This is a genomic window from Pseudomonas sp. CH235, assembly GCF_004368175.1.
Lineage (GTDB): Bacteria > Pseudomonadota > Gammaproteobacteria > Pseudomonadales > Pseudomonadaceae > Aquipseudomonas > Aquipseudomonas paraglycinae.
Window position 1 is genome coordinate 1 of sequence record NZ_RRZJ01000005.1, and the last position, 18897, is coordinate 18897.

At 60.4% G+C, this 18897-nt stretch carries 21 protein-coding genes and 1 pseudogene; 12 read left to right on the forward strand and 10 right to left on the reverse strand.

Translation table 11 applies throughout. The features are described from left to right. The 3 genes and pseudogenes from EIY71_RS28675 to EIY71_RS07120 form a co-directional block, all read left to right on the forward strand. A pseudogene (locus tag EIY71_RS28675) lies at window positions 1–214 on the forward strand (hypothetical protein); the annotation flags it as partial. Between the two features lie 227 nt (window positions 215–441). Next, window positions 442–1329, forward strand: coding sequence for a threonine/homoserine exporter RhtA (gene rhtA, locus EIY71_RS07115; protein WP_085744902.1), 888 nt, complete (start codon window positions 442–444; stop codon window positions 1327–1329). A 168-nt stretch (window positions 1330–1497) separates the two neighbouring features. After that, window positions 1498–1779 carry a hypothetical protein gene (locus EIY71_RS07120; protein ID WP_007955851.1) on the forward strand — a complete coding sequence of 94 codons (282 nt, stop codon included), beginning with the start codon at window positions 1498–1500 and terminating at the stop codon, window positions 1777–1779. Between the two features lie 10 nt (window positions 1780–1789). On the opposite strand, the gene EIY71_RS07125 is transcribed toward EIY71_RS07120, so the two are convergent. After that, on the reverse strand, window positions 1790–2359 hold the full coding sequence (locus EIY71_RS07125) for a TetR/AcrR family transcriptional regulator (RefSeq protein WP_134021114.1): 570 nt from the start codon (window positions 2357–2359) through the stop codon (window positions 1790–1792). Between the two features lie 91 nt (window positions 2360–2450). Here EIY71_RS07125 and EIY71_RS07130 point away from each other — a divergent pair, with 91 nt between their 5' ends. Together EIY71_RS07130 and EIY71_RS07135 are read left to right on the forward strand one after the other, a co-directional pair. Beyond that, window positions 2451–3179, forward strand: a complete 729-nt coding sequence (locus EIY71_RS07130; RefSeq protein WP_129973797.1) for an SDR family oxidoreductase — start codon at window positions 2451–2453, stop codon at window positions 3177–3179. 33 nt (window positions 3180–3212) lie between these two features. Continuing rightward, on the forward strand, window positions 3213–3803 hold the full coding sequence (locus EIY71_RS07135; protein ID WP_102686416.1) for a 2-hydroxychromene-2-carboxylate isomerase: 591 nt from the start codon (window positions 3213–3215) through the stop codon (window positions 3801–3803). On the opposite strand, the gene EIY71_RS07140 is transcribed toward EIY71_RS07135, so the two are convergent. After that, entirely contained in the window at window positions 3800–4798 is a 999-nt protein-coding gene (locus EIY71_RS07140; protein WP_134021117.1) for a zinc-dependent alcohol dehydrogenase family protein, read from the reverse strand. The genes EIY71_RS07135 and EIY71_RS07140 overlap by 4 nt on opposite strands. Before the next feature lie 112 nt (window positions 4799–4910). On the opposite strand from EIY71_RS07140, the gene EIY71_RS07145 reads away from it, so the two are divergent. Beyond that, on the forward strand, window positions 4911–5819 hold the full coding sequence (locus EIY71_RS07145; protein ID WP_134021120.1) for a LysR family transcriptional regulator: 909 nt from the start codon (window positions 4911–4913) through the stop codon (window positions 5817–5819). Here EIY71_RS07145 and EIY71_RS07150 read toward each other — a convergent pair. The 4 genes from EIY71_RS07150 to EIY71_RS07165 all read right to left on the reverse strand — a co-directional run bounded on the left by EIY71_RS07150 (window position 5812) and on the right by EIY71_RS07165 (window position 10036). After that, window positions 5812–7620: an aminopeptidase P family protein gene (locus EIY71_RS07150; protein ID WP_134021123.1), complete on the reverse strand. Its 1809-nt coding sequence runs from the start codon at window positions 7618–7620 to the stop codon at window positions 5812–5814. The two genes, EIY71_RS07145 and EIY71_RS07150, sit on opposite strands and share 8 nt — an antisense overlap. A gap of 57 nt (window positions 7621–7677) precedes the next feature. Further along, on the reverse strand, window positions 7678–8844 hold the full coding sequence (locus EIY71_RS07155; RefSeq protein ID WP_134021126.1) for an aminotransferase class V-fold PLP-dependent enzyme: 1167 nt from the start codon (window positions 8842–8844) through the stop codon (window positions 7678–7680). Window positions 8845–9050: 206 nt separating this feature from the next. Then, window positions 9051–9665 (reverse strand): LysE family translocator, encoded by a 615-nt coding sequence (locus EIY71_RS07160; protein WP_007955835.1) that lies wholly within the window; start codon window positions 9663–9665, stop codon window positions 9051–9053. A 101-nt stretch (window positions 9666–9766) separates the two neighbouring features. Beyond that, on the reverse strand, window positions 9767–10036 hold the full coding sequence (locus tag EIY71_RS07165; protein ID WP_085744911.1) for a hypothetical protein: 270 nt from the start codon (window positions 10034–10036) through the stop codon (window positions 9767–9769). A gap of 387 nt (window positions 10037–10423) precedes the next feature. Between EIY71_RS07165 and msuE the strand changes: the two genes are divergently transcribed. From msuE to EIY71_RS07185, 4 genes are read left to right on the forward strand one after another with little or no spacing between them, the layout of a single operon-like run. Then, window positions 10424–10987: an FMN reductase gene (msuE, locus tag EIY71_RS07170; RefSeq protein WP_134021129.1), complete on the forward strand. Its 564-nt coding sequence runs from the start codon at window positions 10424–10426 to the stop codon at window positions 10985–10987. A 10-nt stretch (window positions 10988–10997) separates the two neighbouring features. After that, complete coding sequence (ssuD, locus tag EIY71_RS07175; protein ID WP_007955828.1) at window positions 10998–12143, forward strand: FMNH2-dependent alkanesulfonate monooxygenase; 1146 nt, start codon at window positions 10998–11000, stop codon at window positions 12141–12143. A 10-nt stretch (window positions 12144–12153) separates the two neighbouring features. Next, window positions 12154–13341: an acyl-CoA dehydrogenase family protein gene (locus EIY71_RS07180; RefSeq protein WP_007955826.1), complete on the forward strand. Its 1188-nt coding sequence runs from the start codon at window positions 12154–12156 to the stop codon at window positions 13339–13341. Between the two features lie 23 nt (window positions 13342–13364). Continuing rightward, window positions 13365–14468 (forward strand): sigma-54-dependent Fis family transcriptional regulator, encoded by a 1104-nt coding sequence (locus EIY71_RS07185; RefSeq protein ID WP_134021132.1) that lies wholly within the window; start codon window positions 13365–13367, stop codon window positions 14466–14468. Here the strand turns inward: EIY71_RS07185 and EIY71_RS07190 are convergent. Further along, entirely contained in the window at window positions 14465–14830 is a 366-nt protein-coding gene (locus EIY71_RS07190) for an antibiotic biosynthesis monooxygenase (RefSeq protein ID WP_007955823.1), read from the reverse strand. The genes EIY71_RS07185 and EIY71_RS07190 overlap by 4 nt on opposite strands. A gap of 90 nt (window positions 14831–14920) precedes the next feature. Between EIY71_RS07190 and soxR the strand changes: the two genes are divergently transcribed. Continuing rightward, window positions 14921–15379 carry a redox-sensitive transcriptional activator SoxR gene (soxR, locus tag EIY71_RS07195; RefSeq protein WP_102686424.1) on the forward strand — a complete coding sequence of 153 codons (459 nt, stop codon included), beginning with the start codon at window positions 14921–14923 and terminating at the stop codon, window positions 15377–15379. A 36-nt stretch (window positions 15380–15415) separates the two neighbouring features. On the opposite strand, the gene EIY71_RS07200 is transcribed toward soxR, so the two are convergent. The 3 genes from EIY71_RS07200 to EIY71_RS07210 form a co-directional block, all read right to left on the reverse strand. Next, window positions 15416–16186 carry a MetQ/NlpA family ABC transporter substrate-binding protein gene (locus EIY71_RS07200; protein ID WP_085744917.1) on the reverse strand — a complete coding sequence of 257 codons (771 nt, stop codon included), beginning with the start codon at window positions 16184–16186 and terminating at the stop codon, window positions 15416–15418. A 72-nt stretch (window positions 16187–16258) separates the two neighbouring features. Further along, window positions 16259–16924, reverse strand: a complete 666-nt coding sequence (locus tag EIY71_RS07205) for a methionine ABC transporter permease (protein ID WP_134021135.1) — start codon at window positions 16922–16924, stop codon at window positions 16259–16261. 2 nt (window positions 16925–16926) lie between these two features. Continuing rightward, on the reverse strand, window positions 16927–18141 hold the full coding sequence (locus EIY71_RS07210) for an SfnB family sulfur acquisition oxidoreductase (protein ID WP_134021138.1): 1215 nt from the start codon (window positions 18139–18141) through the stop codon (window positions 16927–16929). A 283-nt stretch (window positions 18142–18424) separates the two neighbouring features. Here EIY71_RS07210 and EIY71_RS07215 point away from each other — a divergent pair, with 283 nt between their 5' ends. Beyond that, window positions 18425–18883 (forward strand): VOC family protein, encoded by a 459-nt coding sequence (locus EIY71_RS07215; RefSeq protein WP_085744920.1) that lies wholly within the window; start codon window positions 18425–18427, stop codon window positions 18881–18883. Window positions 18884–18897 lie beyond the last annotated feature (14 nt).

Below are 18897 nucleotides of genomic sequence, written 5' to 3' on the forward strand. Positions count from 1 at the left end.
GCTGTCAAGTGATTATTTTCAGAAGTTTTCGAAGATTTCTTCAACAACTTCAACCACTTGCGCTTCCGATCTCTCGTTAGCGGGAGGCGAATTCTACAGCGTTACACGCTGCTGTCAACACCTCTTTCTCTCCGCTTTCGACCGAGAAGATCGAACCGTTGAAAGCGCCAGACAAACCGGCATTTCCAACTCCTTCCAGACCTCGATGAACTGAAGCGACCCGCCTTCGAAACCTACTTAACTCATTGAATCTCAAGGAGTTTTCCGTTTCGACTGCGCCGGAAGTGGGGCGAATTATAGAGACTCAGAATCTGCCGTCAACCCCTAATTTGCGTTTTCTATCAAGAGAGGGAAAAAGGCTGCTCCTATATAGACGCGAACGCAGTGAGTGCGCACTATATTGCCCAACACACCAGCTACTTCCTCGGACGATGCCACGCAATGAACGACCAACCTCGCAGCCTTGCCTCAACCCTGTTCCCGGTTGGCCTTCTATTAATAGCTATGGCATCAATCCAGTCCGGCGCTTCGCTGGCTAAAAGCATGTTCCCCATCGTGGGCGCCCAAGGCACAACGACGCTGCGTTTGATTTTCGCCAGCGTGATCATGCTGTTACTGCTCAAACCCTGGAGGGCGAAGCTGACAGCCAAGTCGCTGCGCACAGTGATTGTCTACGGGATGGCGCTGGGGGGGATGAACTTCCTCTTCTATATGTCGCTACGCACCGTTCCGCTCGGCATCGCAGTTGCCTTGGAGTTTACCGGCCCGCTGGCGGTCGCCATCTATGCCTCACGTCGCGCAATCGACTTTGTTTGGATTGCCCTGGCTGCAATCGGCTTGTTGCTATTGATACCGACTGGCGCTACGTCCGCGGGCATCGATCTGGTCGGTGCAGGTTATGCACTGGGAGCCGGCGTTTGCTGGGCGCTATACATTCTGTTCGGCCAAAAGGCCGGCGCAGATAACGGCGTGACCACCGCAGCGCTTGGCGTGATGATCGCAGCCCTGTTCGTCGCCCCCATCGGCATCGTCCATGCCGGCAGCGCACTGCTGACTCCGGCATTGATCCCGATCGCTATCGGCGTCGCGATCCTGTCTACCGCCCTCCCCTACACACTGGAAATGGTCGCCCTCACCCGCATGCCCGCCCGCACTTTCGGCACGCTGATGAGCATCGAACCGGCCTTTGGCGCGCTGTCGGGCCTGCTATTCCTTCAGGAATACCTTTCTTTGTCACAATGGATGGCGATCCTGTGCATTATTCTGGCCTCCGTCGGTGCAACCATGACCATGGGCAGCACTGCCAAACCCGCCATCGCCGCGGATTAAAAGGGGATTGAACGAAGGTCTGGCATTTGGCGCTCATTTAGGCCATGTTTAGCCTCGCAACCCAATGCCAGACATGGATTTTTTCGGATAGGGACATCGGAACGCGTCAAGCGAGAGCGCATACAGGCAGACCCGAGCGCCAGACTCGAGGCCGCCATAAGGACGGTAATGAAACGAATTTTGATACTGATCGCCATACTCGCCGTTGCGGGCTGCGCGGCGACGTCGAAGACCCAGGTCAAGCATGGCAAGAAAGGGCTGCACATCAACTGTTCGGGGTTGTCCTCTTCTTGGGACAAGTGCTACGCCAGCGCTGCAAACTCTTGCGCGCCGAAGGGCTACAAGGTAATCGCCAAATCAGGCGATACCGTGGAAGAACCGGGTGATTACCCCTTCGGCCTCAACCCCGCCGGCTATACCAGCCGCAGCATGATCGTCATCTGCAAATAAACCATCGCCACTAGTGCGTTCGCGAAGCGGCGAGCTGGTGTCCGATCTCCTCATGACAGGACTTCAGCACCCGTTGCTGAATCTTCGGTGACGCCAACATACGCGCCACCACCAGTGCCCCGACACATTGCGACAGAATCGCCCAGGCCAGGCTGTCGCTTTCCAGAATCTGCGCCCAACTTTCCTGAAGCTTACAAATCCACAGCTCGGCCTGCTCCCGCACAACAATATCCGACCGCGCTATCTCGGCGCCCAGTGCAGGCAATGCGCAGCCCAGCTCAGGCTGCTCGACATGGGCCATGTTCAGATACAGTTTCAGGCACCGCTCCAGCCGTTCGCGATCCTGCGTACCCTGCCCGCCCAAGCGTTCAAGACTCTGGCACAACTCGCGCTCGACGATAGCCGCGAACAGGGCGTCCTTGGACGAGAAATGGCTGTAGAACGCCGCCCCACTCAAGCCGATCGCCTTCATCAGGCCATCGACGCCCATTGATGAAAACCCGGTCTTTTTCGCAGACAGCGAGCTGCTTTGCAGGAGCTTTTCTTTGGTTTCCAGCTTGTGACCGGCGGAATACCGCATGTATTTGTCCTCACATTGAGTGCCTTGACGCTGAGCAAATCCTAGCATAACGTTCGTTCACTTAACGATCGTTTACTAAAGGGATCCACCCATGAATAACAAGAAGGTCGTATTGGTTGTCGGTGCAGGTGATGCCACGGGCGGCGCCATCGCCAAGCGGTTCGCCAAGGAAGGTTTCGTCGCGTGCGTCACGCGGCGCAGCGCCGACAAATTGCAGCCCTTGGTGGAAGCCATTCAAGCGAACGGTGGCGAAGCCCACGGTTTTGCCTGCGACGCGCGCAAGGAAGAAGACGTCATTGCGCTGATCGAAGATATCGAAACCCGCCTCGGTCCGATTGAAGCATTCGTCTTCAACATCGGCGCCAACGTGCCCTGCAGCATCCTCGAAGAAACCGCACGCAAGTATTTCAAGATCTGGGAAATGGCCTGCTTCTCCGGATTCCTTAATGCCCGGGAAGTCGCCAAACGGATGGTGACCCGTAGCCGCGGCACTATCCTGTTCACCGGCGCAACTGCTGGATTGCGCGGCGCCTCAGGCTTTGCCGCATTCGCCGGAGCCAAGCACGGTATCCGGGCTCTGGCACAGAGCATGGCCAGAGAGCTTGGCCCGATGAACATCCATGTCGCCCACGTCGTGGTCGACGGCGCCATCGATACCGACTTCATCCGCGACAATTTCCCTGACAAATATGCCACCAAGGATCAGGACGGTATTCTCAATCCCGACCACATCGCCGAGAACTACTGGTATCTGCATAGCCAGCCACGGGACGCCTGGACGTTCGAACTGGATCTGCGTCCGTGGAACGAGCGCTGGTAATCCCCCCAATAACAAAAACAGAGTGCAGCGAACATGAGCAAAACCGTGGAGTTCTATTTCGATCTCGGCAGCCCCGCCACCTACCTGGCGTATACCCAACTGCCGAAAATCTGCGCTGAAACCGGCAGCCAGTTGATCTACATTCCGATGTTGCTGGGCGGCGTCTTCAAAGCCACCGGCAACGCGTCGCCGGCAATGATCCCGGCCAAGGGTCGTTACATGTTTCAGGACCTGGACCGTTACGCCAAACGCTACGGCGTGCCCCTGAAATTCAACCCGCATTTCCCGATCAATACCCTGATGTTGATGCGTGCGGTCACCGGCATTCAACTGCGTGATCCCGATCGCTTTCAGGCGTTCATCGATTGCCTGTTCAAAGCGCTGTGGGTTGAAGGCCGCGCCCTTGATGAACCGTCAACAGTTGCCGCCGTGCTCACCGAACATGGCTTCAATCCTGAAGAAGTACTGGCATTGACCAACGATGAAGCAGTCAAGGCTGCGCTCAAAGACAACACCGAAACCGCCGTGAAGCGTGGCGTCTTCGGTGCGCCGAGCATGTTCATCGACAACCAGTTGTTCTTCGGTCAGGACCGGCTCGACTTCGTTGTGGAAGCCCTTCGCTAAATCTCCACGACCACACGCCCCTGAGCTGCTTTCGCTGCCAGCAGCTCATGGGCTTCTCCGGCGGTTTCCAGCGTGAACCGATGCGGATCGAGCATAGGTCGCAGCTGACCGGACTCAATCAGCGCGGCAGCCTGTCGCAAAATCTCGCCATGATGCTCACAGCCCCTGCCGGTCAGTAACGGCAACAAGGTGAACACGCCCGAATACGTCGCCCCACGAAACGACAACGGCGCAAGACTGTGCTGCCCCCAACCGAGGCAACTGAGTACATGCCCGCTGTAGATCCGTGCGGCCTTGAACGAGGCGTCCAGTGTATCGCCCCCGACCGTGTCATAGACAATGTCGAACCCCTCCCCCGCCGTGAACTCGGCGACATAGTTCTCCACCGAGCTCTCTAGATAATCGATGAACGTCGCACCGTAACCCTCGATGATCGAGCGCTGCCTCACAGAACCTGTTGCATAAACATCTGCACCGAATGCACGGGCCAGTTGTACAGCCACATGCCCGACGCCGCCCGCTCCACCGTGAATCAATACTTTATGCCCCGCACTCATCCGAGCCCGATCCACCAGGCCTTCCCACGCCGTGACCAATATCAATGGCAGGCTCGCGGCCTCGCGCGGGCTCAGGTTCAAAGGCTTACGCGCCAGCAGTCGTGCGTCCACCACTGCAAACTCGGCCAACGAACCTTGCGCGCCACCAATGCCTGTGGCCAACGCATACACCTCGTCGCCCGGCGCCCAATTCTGCACGCCCTCACCCACCGCTTCGACCACACCCGCCAGATCCAGCCCCAACACCGCCGGCAACGGTTGCCGGGCATGGGCGGCCTGCCCCGCACGGATTTTCAGATCCAGCGGATTCACACCGCTGGCCTTGATCCGCACCAGTACCTGCCCGGCCTCTGCCACGGGGCGCTCAAGGGAAACCAAGCGTAACGGCCCGTTCGCGGTGTCCACTATCAGGGCTTTCATGTTGAGTGAGTCAGTCATTTCGGTCATTCCTGTGGGAGAAAGTGAAGCCATGGTCCCGCAGCAGACCCATGCCGATAAGACGTCAAATGACTATAGTGAGCATGCCGAATCGGCATGAATGAGGCGCTTCATGGACAAGCTCAACGCAATGGCCATCTTCGTCCGGGTGGTCGAACGCGGCAGTTTTTCCGCCGTTGCCCGGGAACTGCACACCACCCAGCCGACCATCAGCAAAGTCCTGCGCGCCCTTGAGAATGAATTGGGCGGCAAGCTGATTGCCCGCAGTACACGCAAGCTGTCACTGACCGATGAAGGTCAGCGGTACTACAACGAATGCCGAAATATCCTCGCCGCCGTGGATGCCGCCGAGCACAGCTTCCAGTCCGGCAGGGAAACCGTGGCCGGACCTTTGCGGATCGGCTCCTCCGTCAGTTTCGGCCGCTTGCAGATCGCTTCGCGGCTGGCGGAGTTTCTGCAGCGCTTCCCGCAGGTGCAGGTCGACCTGCAACTCAGCGATCAGAATCTGGATCTGGTCAGCGAAGGGCTGGACGTCAGCCTGCGCATTGGCGAGTTGAACGACAGCGGCATGATCGCGCGGCGCATCGGCACCACCCACCGACTCACGGTGGCGACGCCCGATTACCTGCAACGCAACGGTCACCCACAATCACCTCAGGATCTTGCGCAGCACAACTGCCTGCAATTCAACCTGCTCAGCACTCAGAACCTGTGGACCTACGAGAGGGATGGCCAGCACCACGACGTACGCATCCAGGGCAACGCCCAGAGCAACAACTCGGAAGCGATCCGAGAAATGGTCTTGGGAGGATTGGGGATTTCGCTGTCACCGGTCTGGCTGTTCAGCGAAGATTTGAAGGCGGGTCGAGTGGTCGCCCTGTTGCAGGACTATCAGACCCGATCATTGCCGATTCACGCCGTGTCCCCGGCGAACCGGCGCCAGTCCGCCAGGGTCAACGCGTTTGTCGATTTCATGACCCAGGCGCTGGCTGCAGCGCCCGAGCTTCAACCTGTTAAATAGCAGCAGTACGCGTGTTCAACCATTGCAGTGCCGCGCCTTCAAGCAGCGGACTCAGGCGCTCGCGCACTTCGGCGTGATAGGCGTTAAACCACTGTTTCTCTTCCTGCGTCAGCAACGACGGCTCCAGGCAGCGAGTGTCGATCGGGCACAGGGTCAGGGTTTCGAACTTGAGGAACTCGCCGAACTCGCTGCTTCCCGCTTCAACGTTCATCGCCAGGTTCTCGATCCGCACACCCCAGCGGCCCGGACGATAAGTGCCCGGTTCAATGGAAGTGATCATCCCTGGTTGCATGGCAGTTTGCGGCGCCGGCGCCGCCTGATAGGCGATCACCTGCGGACCTTCGTGAACGTTGAGGAAATAACCCACGCCGTGGCCGGTGCCATGACCATAGTCGACGTTCTCTGCCCAGATCGGCGCGCGGGCAATCGCATCCAGCAGCGGCGACAGAATGCCTTTCGGGAAATGTGCGCGGGACAAGGCAATCACGCCTTTCAGCACACGAGTGCAATCGCGCTTCTGCTCTTCGGTTGGCGTACCAACAGCCACCATGCGCGTGATGTCGGTAGTGCCGCCCAGGTATTGACCACCGGAATCGATCAGCAACAATCCATCACCCTCGATCACCGCGTGCTCCTCCGGGGTGGCGTGGTAATGCGGCATCGCGCCGTTGGCGTTGAATGCGGCGATGGTGTTGAAACTCAGCGACACATAATCCGGACGACGCTCACGAGCAGCAGTAAGTTTTTCGTCGATGGTCAGCTCGGTAATGCGCTCACGACCCCAGGCCGATTCCAGCCAGGTGAAAAACTCGCACAGCGCCGCGCCATCCTGCTCCATCGCCTGACGAATATGCCCGGCGTCCGCAAGACTCTTCTGCGACTTGGCCAGGGTGGTCGGGTTCAGGCCTTCGACCAGCTTCACGCCAGTGTCGAGGTTATCCAGCAGACCGCTGGTGACCCGCGCCGGATCCACCAGCAGGCTCGCGCCACTCGGAATAGCACGCAAGGCGTCAGCGACTTCGCTGTAGTCACGCAGGGTCACGCCGTCTTTTTCCAGCACGGCACGCAGCTCAGCATCGACCTTGCTCAGTGCCACAAACAGCGTGGCTTGTTGCTGGCTGATCAGCGCGAAGGAAACGAATACCGGATTGAACGACACATCGCCGCCGCGCAGGTTGAACAGCCAGGCGATATCGTCGAGGGTGGCGATGAAGTGCCAGTCAGCACCGCGCTCCTGCAGGGTTTCGCGCAGCTTGGCGAGTTTCTCGCCACGGCTGACAGTCGCCTGCGGTGGCAGGTGCTGATAGATCGGCGCATTCGGCAACGCCGGGCGATCACTCCAGACTTCTTTCAACAAGTCGATGTCGGTACGCAGACTGGCGCCCCGCGCTTCGAGCTTGCTGCCCAGCGTACGCGCCGACGCGACGGCCATCACTGCGCCGTCGACCGCGACCACGCCGCCTTCCGGTGTCTGCTCGGCCAACCAGTCCAGCGGGCTCGGCTGACCCGGTTGCAGTTTCACCAGCTCAATGCCGCTGCCCTTGAGTTCCTTGGTCGCCTGTTCCCAGTAGCGACTGTCGGCCCAGACCCCGGCGAAATCGGTGGTCACAATCAATGTGCCAACCGAGCCATGGAAACCCGACAGCCATTGCCGGCCCTGCCAGTAACCCGGCAGATATTCCGACAGGTGCGGATCGGCGGACGGCACCAGCAACGCGTGGATACCTTCGCGACGCATCAGTTCACGGGTGTGCGCGAGGCGCTGGGGAACCGTTCCTTCGGTCAAAGTCTGGGTACTCATCATGTCTCCTGCCAATCACTTCATCGTTATTGTTCGGTGCCGTTCGAAGCCGGCTCGTTAAAGCCCTGTCGCCCAGAATGCCGGAGCACTGGCGCAGGCGGTCTTGATCAGATCTACAGCCTTGTCGACGTCTTCGGCGGTGGTGAAACGGCCGAGGCTCAGACGAATCGTGCGTCCCGCCAGGTGGGCGTCATGCCCCAGTGCCAGCAAGACGTGGGACGGTGTGTTGCTGGCGGAATTGCAGGCCGAGGTCGCGGAAAACGCGATCGAATGGTTCAGCGCCGCCGGATTGAACTCGCCTTCGCTGAAGGTCAGGCTCAAGGTGTGCGGGATACGTTGGGTGGAACTGCCATTGAGGCGTACGCCAGGCAGGCTCAACAGTTGTTCGAGTAGTCGCTCGCGCAACGCAACGATGGTTTTCTTCTCGTCATCAAACGCCTCGGCGGCCAAGGCGAATGCCGAGCCCATGGCAGCAATCTGGTGAGTCGCCAGCGTACCGGAACGCAAGCCGCCCTCGTGCCCACCACCGTGAATCTGTGCCTGCAAGCGCTGCTGCGCACGGGGCCCGACGTACAGCGCACCGATGCCTTTGGGGCCATAGAGCTTGTGCGCCGAGAACGACATGAGATCCACCGGCCATTGCGCCAGATCGATCGCGACCTTGCCGGCGCCCTGGGCCGCATCGACGTGAAACAAGGCCCCACGCCCGCGCACCACTTCGCCGATGGCCGGGATGTCGTTGACGGTGCCGAGTTCGTTGTTGACCAGCATCAGCGACACCAGAAAGGTGTCATCGCGCATCGCTTCGCTGACCGCTTGCGGGGTAATCAGGCCTTCGGCGTCCGGTACCAGATAGGTCACGGCGACACCGGCGTCCTGCAATTGCCGGGCGGTGTCGAGGATGGCCTTGTGTTCAATCTGACTGGTGATGATGTGCCCGCCGGACACACCACGAGCCTGAGCCACGCCTTTAAGGGCGAGGTTGTTGGATTCTGTAGCGCCGGAGGTCCAGACGATCTGCTGCGCCTGGGCGCCGACCAGTTCGGCGACTTGCCGGCGAGCGTTCTCGACCGTTTGCCGGGCCTGCTGGCCGAAGGCGTGGGAACTGGAGGCCGGGTTGCCGAAGTTACCGTTGAAACCCAGACACTCGATCATCACCTGGATGACCCGCTCGTCCACCGGAGTGGTGGCGGCGTAATCGAAATACAGCGGACGTGTGTTCATAAAAAGACTCGCAGAGCGTGTTCCGGGATCAGGAAGCTCGTGTCTACAAACGGCACGACGCAGCCTTGTGAGCTGCGTCCGGGTTCGAGAGCGTCATCAATACCTGATCGGATGCCGTTAAAGAAGAACAACTTCATTTAAAAGTGCGTAGGAACGCTCCTGAACGCGACTTTAACAGGCATCAGGCCGGCGGTTGTAGCACTGCGTCAGCTAAAGCTTTCAAGGAGTAACGGATACAGCGAAATCACCAGCAGCGCCGCCATACCCCAGTTGAACACCCGCAACCAGCGGCGATCCTTCAGTACGTTGCGCAACAGAGTCCCGCACGCGGCCCAGACGCCGACGCTCGGCAGGTTGATGATGGCGAACACTGCCGCAATCACGATCACGTTGGTGAAATAACCCTGCATCGGCGTATAGGTGCTGATGGCACCGATGGCCATGATCCACGCCTTGGGATTGACCCACTGGAAGGCTGCCGCACCGAGATAGCTGATCGGTTTTGCCTCGCCCTGCTCGCTGTCGCCGACGGGGCCGGAATGGGCGATTTTCCACGCCAGGTACAGCAAGTACGCCGCGCCGACGTAACGCAGAACCGTATAAAGCAGCGGATAAGTCTGGAACACCGCGCCCAGGCCAAAACCCACCGCCACCACCAGCACGAAGAAACCGCAGGTAATGCCGAGCATATGGGGGATGGTGCGGTTAAAGCCGAAGTTCACGCCCGATGCCAGCAACATGGTGTTGTTCGGCCCCGGTGTGATCGAGGTGACAAGGGCAAACAGGGCGAAGCCCAGCAGCAGGTCGAGCGAGAGGGTCATGGCAGGCAGTCCGTCAGGGTCATTCAGGTGTTGACCCTATCCCACGGCGCCGTGCAAACCCACGGACAGTTGGGTAAAACTTCAAGCAGTACAGTTATGAATCAGCTTGGACGACCGTGCAGCTGTACGGCCCGCTCGGCGCTCATCTCACCTTTGCTATCAAACCCGAAAGTCTTCTGTGGCTGGCCGAGCAATTCGGCTTTTTTCGCATGATATTCCTCGAAGGAAAGACCGCGACGGTTCAAGGTTTCAAGGGCCAGTTCACGGGTTTCTTCCGCCGTGTAAGGGCGCAGTTCCGGGGAGACGTGGCTCGCGCAACCGGCGAGAACGGAGACAGCGAGCATCAGCGAAACAGTCAGTAAACGATTCATGGGAGCGTCCTGGCGAGCAGTGTGGGTCGATGGAGAAAGGCTACGCCCGGGCACGCTTTGGCAGAAATCAACGCTCTCAATAGTGGCTATCAGAATTCGAACAGTATCCCCCTTTATATTCTAAAAAGACCTATCAATATCAATTAACAGTCTTTTACGGAATAACAGTCAGCCTTTATAAATCCCTCATCGCGTTCGGCACTGTTGCTCCAGCAACTGTTTCCCAGGCAACAGTGGTTCAACAAACCGGCCTGAAAGTCACATGAGCACAGTCACCGACAACGCTCAAAGCCCCGGAATACGGGCCTTACAGGAATTGGTACAGCGCTTGCTGTGCTCCAGTGACTACTCACTGCTCGCCGAGCAACTGTTGAAAAGGAACTGACCATGTCGCGTCCACTGAAAGTCGTCGCCCTGTCCGGCGGAACCTGGCGTCCGTCCCGCACCCTGGTGCTGACCCAAGCCCTGCTGACCGAATTGTCCGGGCACCTGCCGGTCGAGAGCCATCTGATCGAACTCGGTGACATCGCCCGCCCGCTGGGCGCCGCACTGTCCCGTCAGGAACTGCCGGCCGAGATCGAAGCCGAGCTGCAGGCCATCGAGCAGGCTGATCTGCTGATCGTGGCGGCGCCGGTGTATCGCGGCTCCTATCCGGGACTGCTCAAGCATTTGTTCGACCTGATCGACCTGAATGCGCTGATCGACACGCCTGTGCTGCTCGCCGCCACTGGTGGCAGCGAACGCCATGCGCTGGTGCTCGATCACCAGTTGCGCCCGCTGTTCAGCTTCTTCCAGGCCGTGACCCTGCCGATCGGTGTGTACGCCACCGAAGCCGATTTCGCCGACTACCAGATCACCAGCGAACCGCTAAAAGCGCGCATCCGCCTGGCCGCCGAACGCGCCGCGCCGCTGTTCGGCACTCACCTCAAACCGTTACTGAAGATCGCTTAAGGAGCAGTTCATGGATGTTTTCTGGTTCCTGCCGACCCACGGCGACGGTCACTATCTGGGCACCACCCAAGGCGCGCGCCCGGTCACCCTCAATTACCTGAAACAGGTGGCGCAAGCCGCCGACAGCCTCGGTTACCACGGCGTGCTGATTCCCACAGGGCGTTCCTGCGAAGACTCGTGGGTGATCGCCTCGGCGCTGGTGCCGCTGACCGAACGCCTGCGTTATCTGGTGGCGATCCGTCCGGGAATCATCTCGCCGACCGTCTCGGCGCGCATGGCCGCGACCCTGGATCGACTGTCCAATGGCCGCTTGCTGATCAACGTTGTGACCGGCGGTGACCCCGACGAAAACCGTGGCGACGGCAGTTTCCTCAGCCACAGCGAACGCTACGAAGTTACCGACGAATTCCTGAAAATCTGGCGCCGGGTGTTGCAAGGCGAAGCGGTGGATTTCGAAGGCAAACACCTGAAGGTGCAGAACGCCAAAGCCCTGTATCCGCCGGTGCAGAAACCCTATCCACCGCTGTATTTCGGCGGTTCCTCCGACGCGGCCCACGATCTGGCCGCCGAGCAGGTTGACGTGTACCTGACCTGGGGCGAACCACCGGCCGCCGTCGCCGAAAAACTCGCCGATGTACGCGAACGCGCCGCGCGTCACGGGCGCAAAGTGAAGTTCGGCATCCGCCTGCACGTGATCGTGCGCGAGACCGCCGAAGAAGCCTGGAAAGCCGCCGACAAACTGATCGAGCACATCAGCGACGAAACCATCGAGGCCGCGCAGAAATCCTTTTCGCGCTTCGACTCCGAAGGCCAGCGGCGCATGGCCGCCCTGCACGACGGGCGCCGCGACAACCTGGAAATCGCCCCCAACCTGTGGGCCGGCGTCGGCCTGGTGCGCGGCGGTGCCGGTACTGCATTGGTCGGCGATCCGCAGCAGGTGGCGGCGCGAATCAAGGAATACGCGGATCTGGGCATCGAGAGCTTCATCTTCTCCGGCTACCCGCATCTCGAAGAGGCCTACCGCTTTGCCGAGCTGGTCTTCCCGTTGTTGCCCGAGCCGTATGCAAGCCTGGCCGGACGCGGCGTGACCAACCTCACCGGGCCGTTTGGCGAAATGATCGCCAACGATGTTTTGCCCGCCAAAGCCAACGCCTGAGGAAGACCGAGTGACTGCCAAACCGCAAAGCACCCTGCTCTCCCCATTGCAGACCGCCCGCCAACTGGCCGCCGAATTTGCCCTGACCGCCGTCGAGCGCGACGAGCGTGGCGGCACGCCGAAAGCCGAACGTGATGCCCTGCGCGACAGCGGTCTGCTGGCCCTGAGCATTCCCACCCGTTACGGCGGCCTCGGCGCGCGCTGGAGCGAAACGCTGGAAGTGGTGCGCGAGTTCGCCAAGGTCGACAGCTCGATCGCCCACGTCTTCGGTTTTCATCATTTGATGCTTGCCACCGTGCGCCTGTTTTCCCGCCCGGAACAATGGCAACCGTGGTTCGAACAGACCGCGCGGCAGAACTGGTTCTGGGGCAACGCGCTCAATCCGCTGGACACCCGCACCGTGGTCAAGGACCTGGGCGGCTGGCGCGAGTTTTCCGGCAAGAAAAGCTTCTGCTCCGGCGCCAGCGATTCGCAGATGCTGATCGCTTCGGCGGTGGACGAAAGCAACGGCGGCAAACTGCTGATCGCGGCGATCCCCAGCGGCCGCAGCGGCATCACCCTGCACAACGACTGGAACAACATCGGCCAGCGCCAGACCGACAGCGGCAGCGCCACGTTTGAACGAGTGCGGGTAGAAGAATCGGAACTGCTGCTGGATCCCGGTCCGCTGAGCACCCCCTTCGCCTGTTTGCGCCCATTGATTGCACAACTGACGTTCACCCATATGTTTCTCGGCATCGCCGAAGGGGCCTTTGAAGAAGCGCGGCAATACACCCTGAGTGAAACCCGTGTCTGGCACAAATCCTCGGTGCGCGAGGTGCGTGAAGATCCGTATGTGCTGGCCCATTACGGTGAGTTCTGGGTCGCACTCGAAGGCATCCGATTGCTGGTGGAACGCGCCGCTGCGTTGCTCGACGAGGCCTGGGCCAAAGGCCCGAACCTCAGCGCCGAAGAACGCGGTCACCTGGCCACGGCGATTGCCACCGCCAAGGTCGCCGCCAGTCGCCAGGGCCTGGAGATTTGCAGCCGACTGTTCGAAGTCACCGGCGCCCGTTCGACCCACGCGTCGCTGCGCCTCGACCGACACTGGCGCAACCTGCGCACGCAAACCCTGCACGACCCGCTGGATTACAAACTCCACGAGCTGGGCGACTGGGCGCTGAACCAGTCCCTGCCGGTGCCGACGTTCTATTCCTGATTTCCTTTCGTGGAGCGAGACCCATGCAACTGCTGACCCTGCCGCCTTCACCCGCCCTGGCCACCTCAATCCGCGCCACCGCCCAGGTGTTCGAAGACCCGAAATCCCAGGCCCTGCTCGCGCATCTGCAACAGGTCGCACCGAGCGAAGCCAGCGTGCTGATCATCGGCGAAACCGGCACCGGCAAGGAGTTGGTAGCGCGGCACATCCACAACCTGAGCAACCGGCGCAATCGGCCGTTCATTGCGGTGAACTGCGGGGCATTTTCCGAATCGCTGGTGGAAGCCGAACTGTTCGGCCACGAAAAAGGCGCCTTCACCGGCGCCCTCAGCGCCAAGGCCGGTTGGTTCGAAGAGGCGGATGGCGGCACTTTGTTCCTCGATGAAATCGGCGATCTGCCGATGGCGATCCAGGTCAAATTGCTGCGGGTCTTGCAGGAGCGTGAAGTGGTGCGCCTGGGTTCGCGCAAGAGCATCCCCATCGATGTGCGGGTGCTGGCGGCAACCAACGTGCAACTGGAGAAAGCCATCAACGCCGGGCATTTCCGCGAGGATCTGTATTACCGGCTGAACGTGGTCAATCTGGAGCTGAGCCCGTTGCGCGAGCGGCCCGGCGACATCCTGCCGCTGACCCGGCATTTCATCGAGGCCTACAGTCAGCGCCTGGGTTACGGGCGCATCACCATCAGCCCCGGCGCCGAGCACAAGCTGCGCGGCTACAGTTGGCCGGGCAACATTCGCGAGCTGGAAAACGTCATCCATCACACGCTGCTGATCTGCCGTAACGGCGTGATCGAACGCGACGATCTACGTCTATCCAACCTGCGCATCGACCGTCCCGACGATCAACACGCGGCCGCCGACGACTCACCGGAAGCGCTGCTGGAACGCGCCTTCCAGAAACTGTTCGAGCAACAGGCCGGCGCCCTGCATGAAAAAGTCGAAGACGCGTTGCTGCGCGCGGCCTATCGCTTCTGCCATTACAACCAAGTGCACACCGCGTCCTTGCTCGGCCTGAGCCGCAACGTCACCCGCACGCGACTGATCAAAATCGGCGAACTGGCGGTGAACAAGCGCCGGCCCACGGAAAACCTGCAAGGCGAGCGCTTGATCCAGCTGTCGATCTAACCAACCAGTTGACAGTGCAAGCCATCGTCGTGACTGCGAGCGATACTGCTCAGCACCTGGAATGAACCGAAGGTCACGGTGCGCGCCTGATGGGTGCGGATCAGTTGCCAGAAGTCCTGCTCGCCGGTTTCGAAACTCTGGAACGCCGCCTCCCCCGCCTCGCGGGACTGCCATTGCAGGAAGCTCAACACTCGCCGCCCGTCGTCGCTGGCCTGGACGCTGGCGCTGACGAAGCCGGCGTAACGCTGGGCCAGACGTTCGGTCTGCACCGCCAGCGCCGAGACCAGCGCCGGTTGCTGGCCAGGTTCGATTTCAAATTCGATCAATTGGGTAAAGCTGCGGTTTTTCGCTGGTGCTTGCATGAGATCCCCACTCGGTCAGGCGAATCTTGCGATTCGAAGGCCTGCAGGGTAAAACCTCGAGTTAACTAGAGGTCAAGGGGCATTTTTCAAATGATCACTGCGCAAAATGTGCACAAACAATTGACCGTGGGCGAAGTCGCGGCCCGCAGCGGCGTGGCGGTCACCGCCCTACATTTCTATGAATCGAAAGGCTTGATCAAAAGTCAGCGCAATGCCGGCAACCAGCGGCGTTATCCACGGGAAGTGCTGCGGCGGGTCGCGTTGATCAAAGTGGCGCAACGCCTGGGCATTCCGCTGGCGGAAATCGGCGAGGCGTTAAAACAGCTACCGGACAACCGCGCACCGACGGCGGCGGACTGGAAAGTGTTGTCGGAGCAGTGGCGGCGGGAGCTGGACGAGCGGATCAATCAGTTGATGCTGTTGCGGGACCGGCTGACCGGTTGCATCGGTTGCGGATGCCTGTCGATGGAAGCCTGCCCACTGCGCAATCAGGGCGATGTGCTGGGCGAGCAAGGGCCGGGGGCGCACTTTCTCGACGTACCCAAGTGAGGGTTCCCATGCCGTGGGAACCCTCAATTCGATCCATCAGAAGCCCGGCGCAATCTGCCCTTTGTAGCGGGTCAGAATGAACTGACGCACTTCATCGGAATTCAACGCCTTGGCCAGTTTCTGCAGGCCCGGGTCGTTGATGTTGTCGGGACGCGCGACCAGAAACTCGATGTACAGGCTCTTGCCTTTCTCGACGATCAGCGCGCTGTTGGTGTCGATCCCGGCTTCCAGCGCGTAGTTGGCGAACACGAACGCCAGGTCCACCTGACTCACTGAACGAGCCAGCAACGCGCCTTCCAGTTCACGGATTTTCAGGTGCTTGGGGTTTTCGACGATGTCGCGCTGGGTGGCCAGGGTGTTGCTCGGATCCTTGAGCCTGATCAGCCCCGCCTCGTGCAGCAGCACCAAGGCGCGACCGGTGTTTACCGGGTCATTGGGGATCGACACGCTGGCGCCGTCCTTCAGCTCCGAGATGTTCTTGATCTTGGTCGAGTAAGCACCGAACGGTTCGATGTGCACCCCGACCACCGGCACCAGATCGGTGTGGCGAGTCTTGTTGAAATCATCGAGAAACGGCCGGTACTGGTAGTAGTTGGCGTCAAGGTTTTTCAGCGCCAGTTGCTGGTTGGGCTGGATGAAGTCGGTGAAGACCTTGATGTCCAGATCCACGCCTTCCTTGGCCAGGGTCGGTTTGACGAATTCGAGGATTTCCGCGTGCGGCACCGGGGTGGCACCGACGATCAGTTTTTCGTTGGCATGGGCGCCAAACGACAGAACGGCAGCCAGTACGGCCAGGGTCTTTTTCATGCTGTGCTCCAAGGCAGATTTAAGTGGCCGTCGTGGGGTGAACGTGGGGCCTTTATGGGTGAACTTGTTTTTTCAGCGTCGGCTGTAGTGCGCCACCAAGCGGTCGCCGGTCATTTGCAGGGCCTGCACCAGAATCAGCAGCAACACCACGGTGACTACCATCACGTCAGTCTGAAAGCGCTGATATCCGTAGCGGATCGCCAGATCGCCGAGCCCGCCGCCACCGATCACGCCGGCCATCGCCGTGTAATCCACCAGCACGATGGCGGTGACCGTCACCGCCGCCAGCAACCCGCCGCGGGCTTCCGGCAGCAAGGTGTGGCGAATGATTTGCCAGGTGTTGGCGCCCATCGCCTGGGTCGCCTCGACCACGCCGCGATCGACTTCGCGCAACGCGGTTTCCACCAGCCGCGCAAAGAACGGCGTGCAGCCGACCACCAGCGGCGGAATGGTCCCGGGCACGCCCAGCGACGTACCCACCAGCAGCGTGGTGAGTGGAATCAGCACGATCAGCAAAATGATGAAAGGCAGCGAACGCAGCATGTTCACGATCACCGACAGCACCCGGTACAGGCCGACCATTTCATGCAACTGGCGCTTGCCGGTGAGAAACAACAGCAGCCCCAGCGGCAAGCCCAGCAACACCGTGAACAGCAACGCCGCGCCGAGCATGCTCAGGGTGTCGAGACAGGCCTGGGCGATGTCGGCCCAGTAAAGGTGTTTGAACCACTCGGCCATGATCAGGACCAGTCGTGGCGCGGCGGTTTGACGCCGTTGAGCAGCCAGTTGCCGACCACGTGGTACTTCCAGCGCACCGGATCATGCAGCGTGTGAACCCGGGCGTTGCGCCAGTGGCGGTCGAAGTTGTGCTTCTTCAAGGTCGAACGGGTGCCACCGAGTTCGAACAACTTGTTGCTGGCCTCGATGGCGATTTCGGTGGTCAGCACTTTGGCCTTGGCTACCGCGAGTGACGCCAGTGCGACGTTGTCTTCATCGGGTGCCGGACGTGCGGCGTCGAGCGCCCAACCGGCGCGTTCCAGCAACGCCTCGGCGGCTTCCAGACGGATTTCCAGTGCGCCGATCTGAATGATGGTCAGCGGATCTTCGCTGGCCTTGTCCACACCCGCATCGATCCATGGCCGGGCGAACTGGCGAACAAATTCGACCGTATCGCGCAGCGCCGCACGGGCAATGCCGGCGTCGATGGCAGCGGTGGTCAACTGGGCGAACGGCCCGGCCAGGGTCGGGTTCTCGTAGGAACGGTACGTCGGAAACAGATTGAACGGTGCCACTTGTAAATCCTGCGCCAGCACCGTGCCGCTGGAGGTAGTGCGCTGGCCGATGCTGTCCCAGTCATCGACGATCACCAGCCCTTTCGTGCCGCGCTCGACGAAGGCCAACTGGCCCTTCTGTTCTTCATCCAGCGCCAGCACCGCCAGCCAGTGGGCGTAGAGCGAACCGGTGCAGTAGCCCTTGCGGCCGTTGATCACGAAGCCGTCGCCATAACGACGGAGGGTCGCCTGAATATCCTGCACATTCTTGCCGCCGGTTTCCGACAACGCGTTGGCGAAACGATGACCTTGCAGCGCCAGCTCAAAGAAATGCGCCTGCTGCGCCAGGGTGCCTTGCAGGCGGATGTCTTCGAGCAGGCAGTAATGGTTTTGCGGGATCTGCCCGAGGGACGGATCGGCGGCGGAAATGATCGCGATCACCTGCGCCAGCACCGCACAGGACACCTGCGCGCCGCCGTATTCCTTCGGCACGGTGATGCCCCACAGGCCACTGTTGGAATACAGATCGACGATCTCGGCGGGCACTTCGCGGTTGCGGTCACGCTCGGCGGCGTGTTCCTGCAAGACGGCGGCGACCTGTGCAGCCACGCGCAAGGCTTCGGCGTCGTCGGCGATCCGGTAGGCGGCCGGCGGGTTGATCGGATAAACGGCAGATTCAGACATGGATGACTCTCGGTATCGGTGTTGTACCGGGTCATTGCAGCTTCTGTGCCTGACGAAAAGGCCTTGTTTTACGGGGGCTGCAACGGAACTTCAGGGCGTTTGGCGATGAAAACTTGCGCATTCTGTTGCTTCGCTGTCGATGGCTGAACAGTGCGAGGCCTGCTCGTCGGCTACTCGGTCACGACGGCGGCACGGATCTATAGTTGAGCGACCGGCAACCCCGGCGAAGGCACACCTTCAACCTCTAATAAAAACCAGGCAACAAATAACAGGGAGTACCGCCATGAGCGTCAAACCCATTCCCGAGGGGTATCACAGCATTACCCCGTACCTCGGCATTCACAAAGCTGCCGAAGCCATCGACTTCTATAAAAAGGCGTTCGGTGCCACCGAAGTCATGCGCCTGAGCATGCCCGACGGCGGCATCGGCCACGCCGAACTGCGCATCGGCGACAGCGCGATCATGCTCGGCTCGCCATGCGATCAAGGTCCGTTGAGCAATCCGGACACAGCGGTGTCGGTCGGTCTGCATCTGTACGTGACCGATGTCGACAAATCCTTTCAGCGTGCGCTGGAGGCCGGCGCCACCTCGGTGTCCGAGGTCAAGGATCAGTTCTACGGCGACCGCAGCGGGACGTTGAAAGATCCGTACGGGCATCTGTGGTTCCTGGCCACGCGCAAGGAAGACCTGACCCAGGCGCAAATCGAGCAGCGGGCGAAGGAGATGTTCCAGCAGGGTTAGCAAAGCCAGGTTGT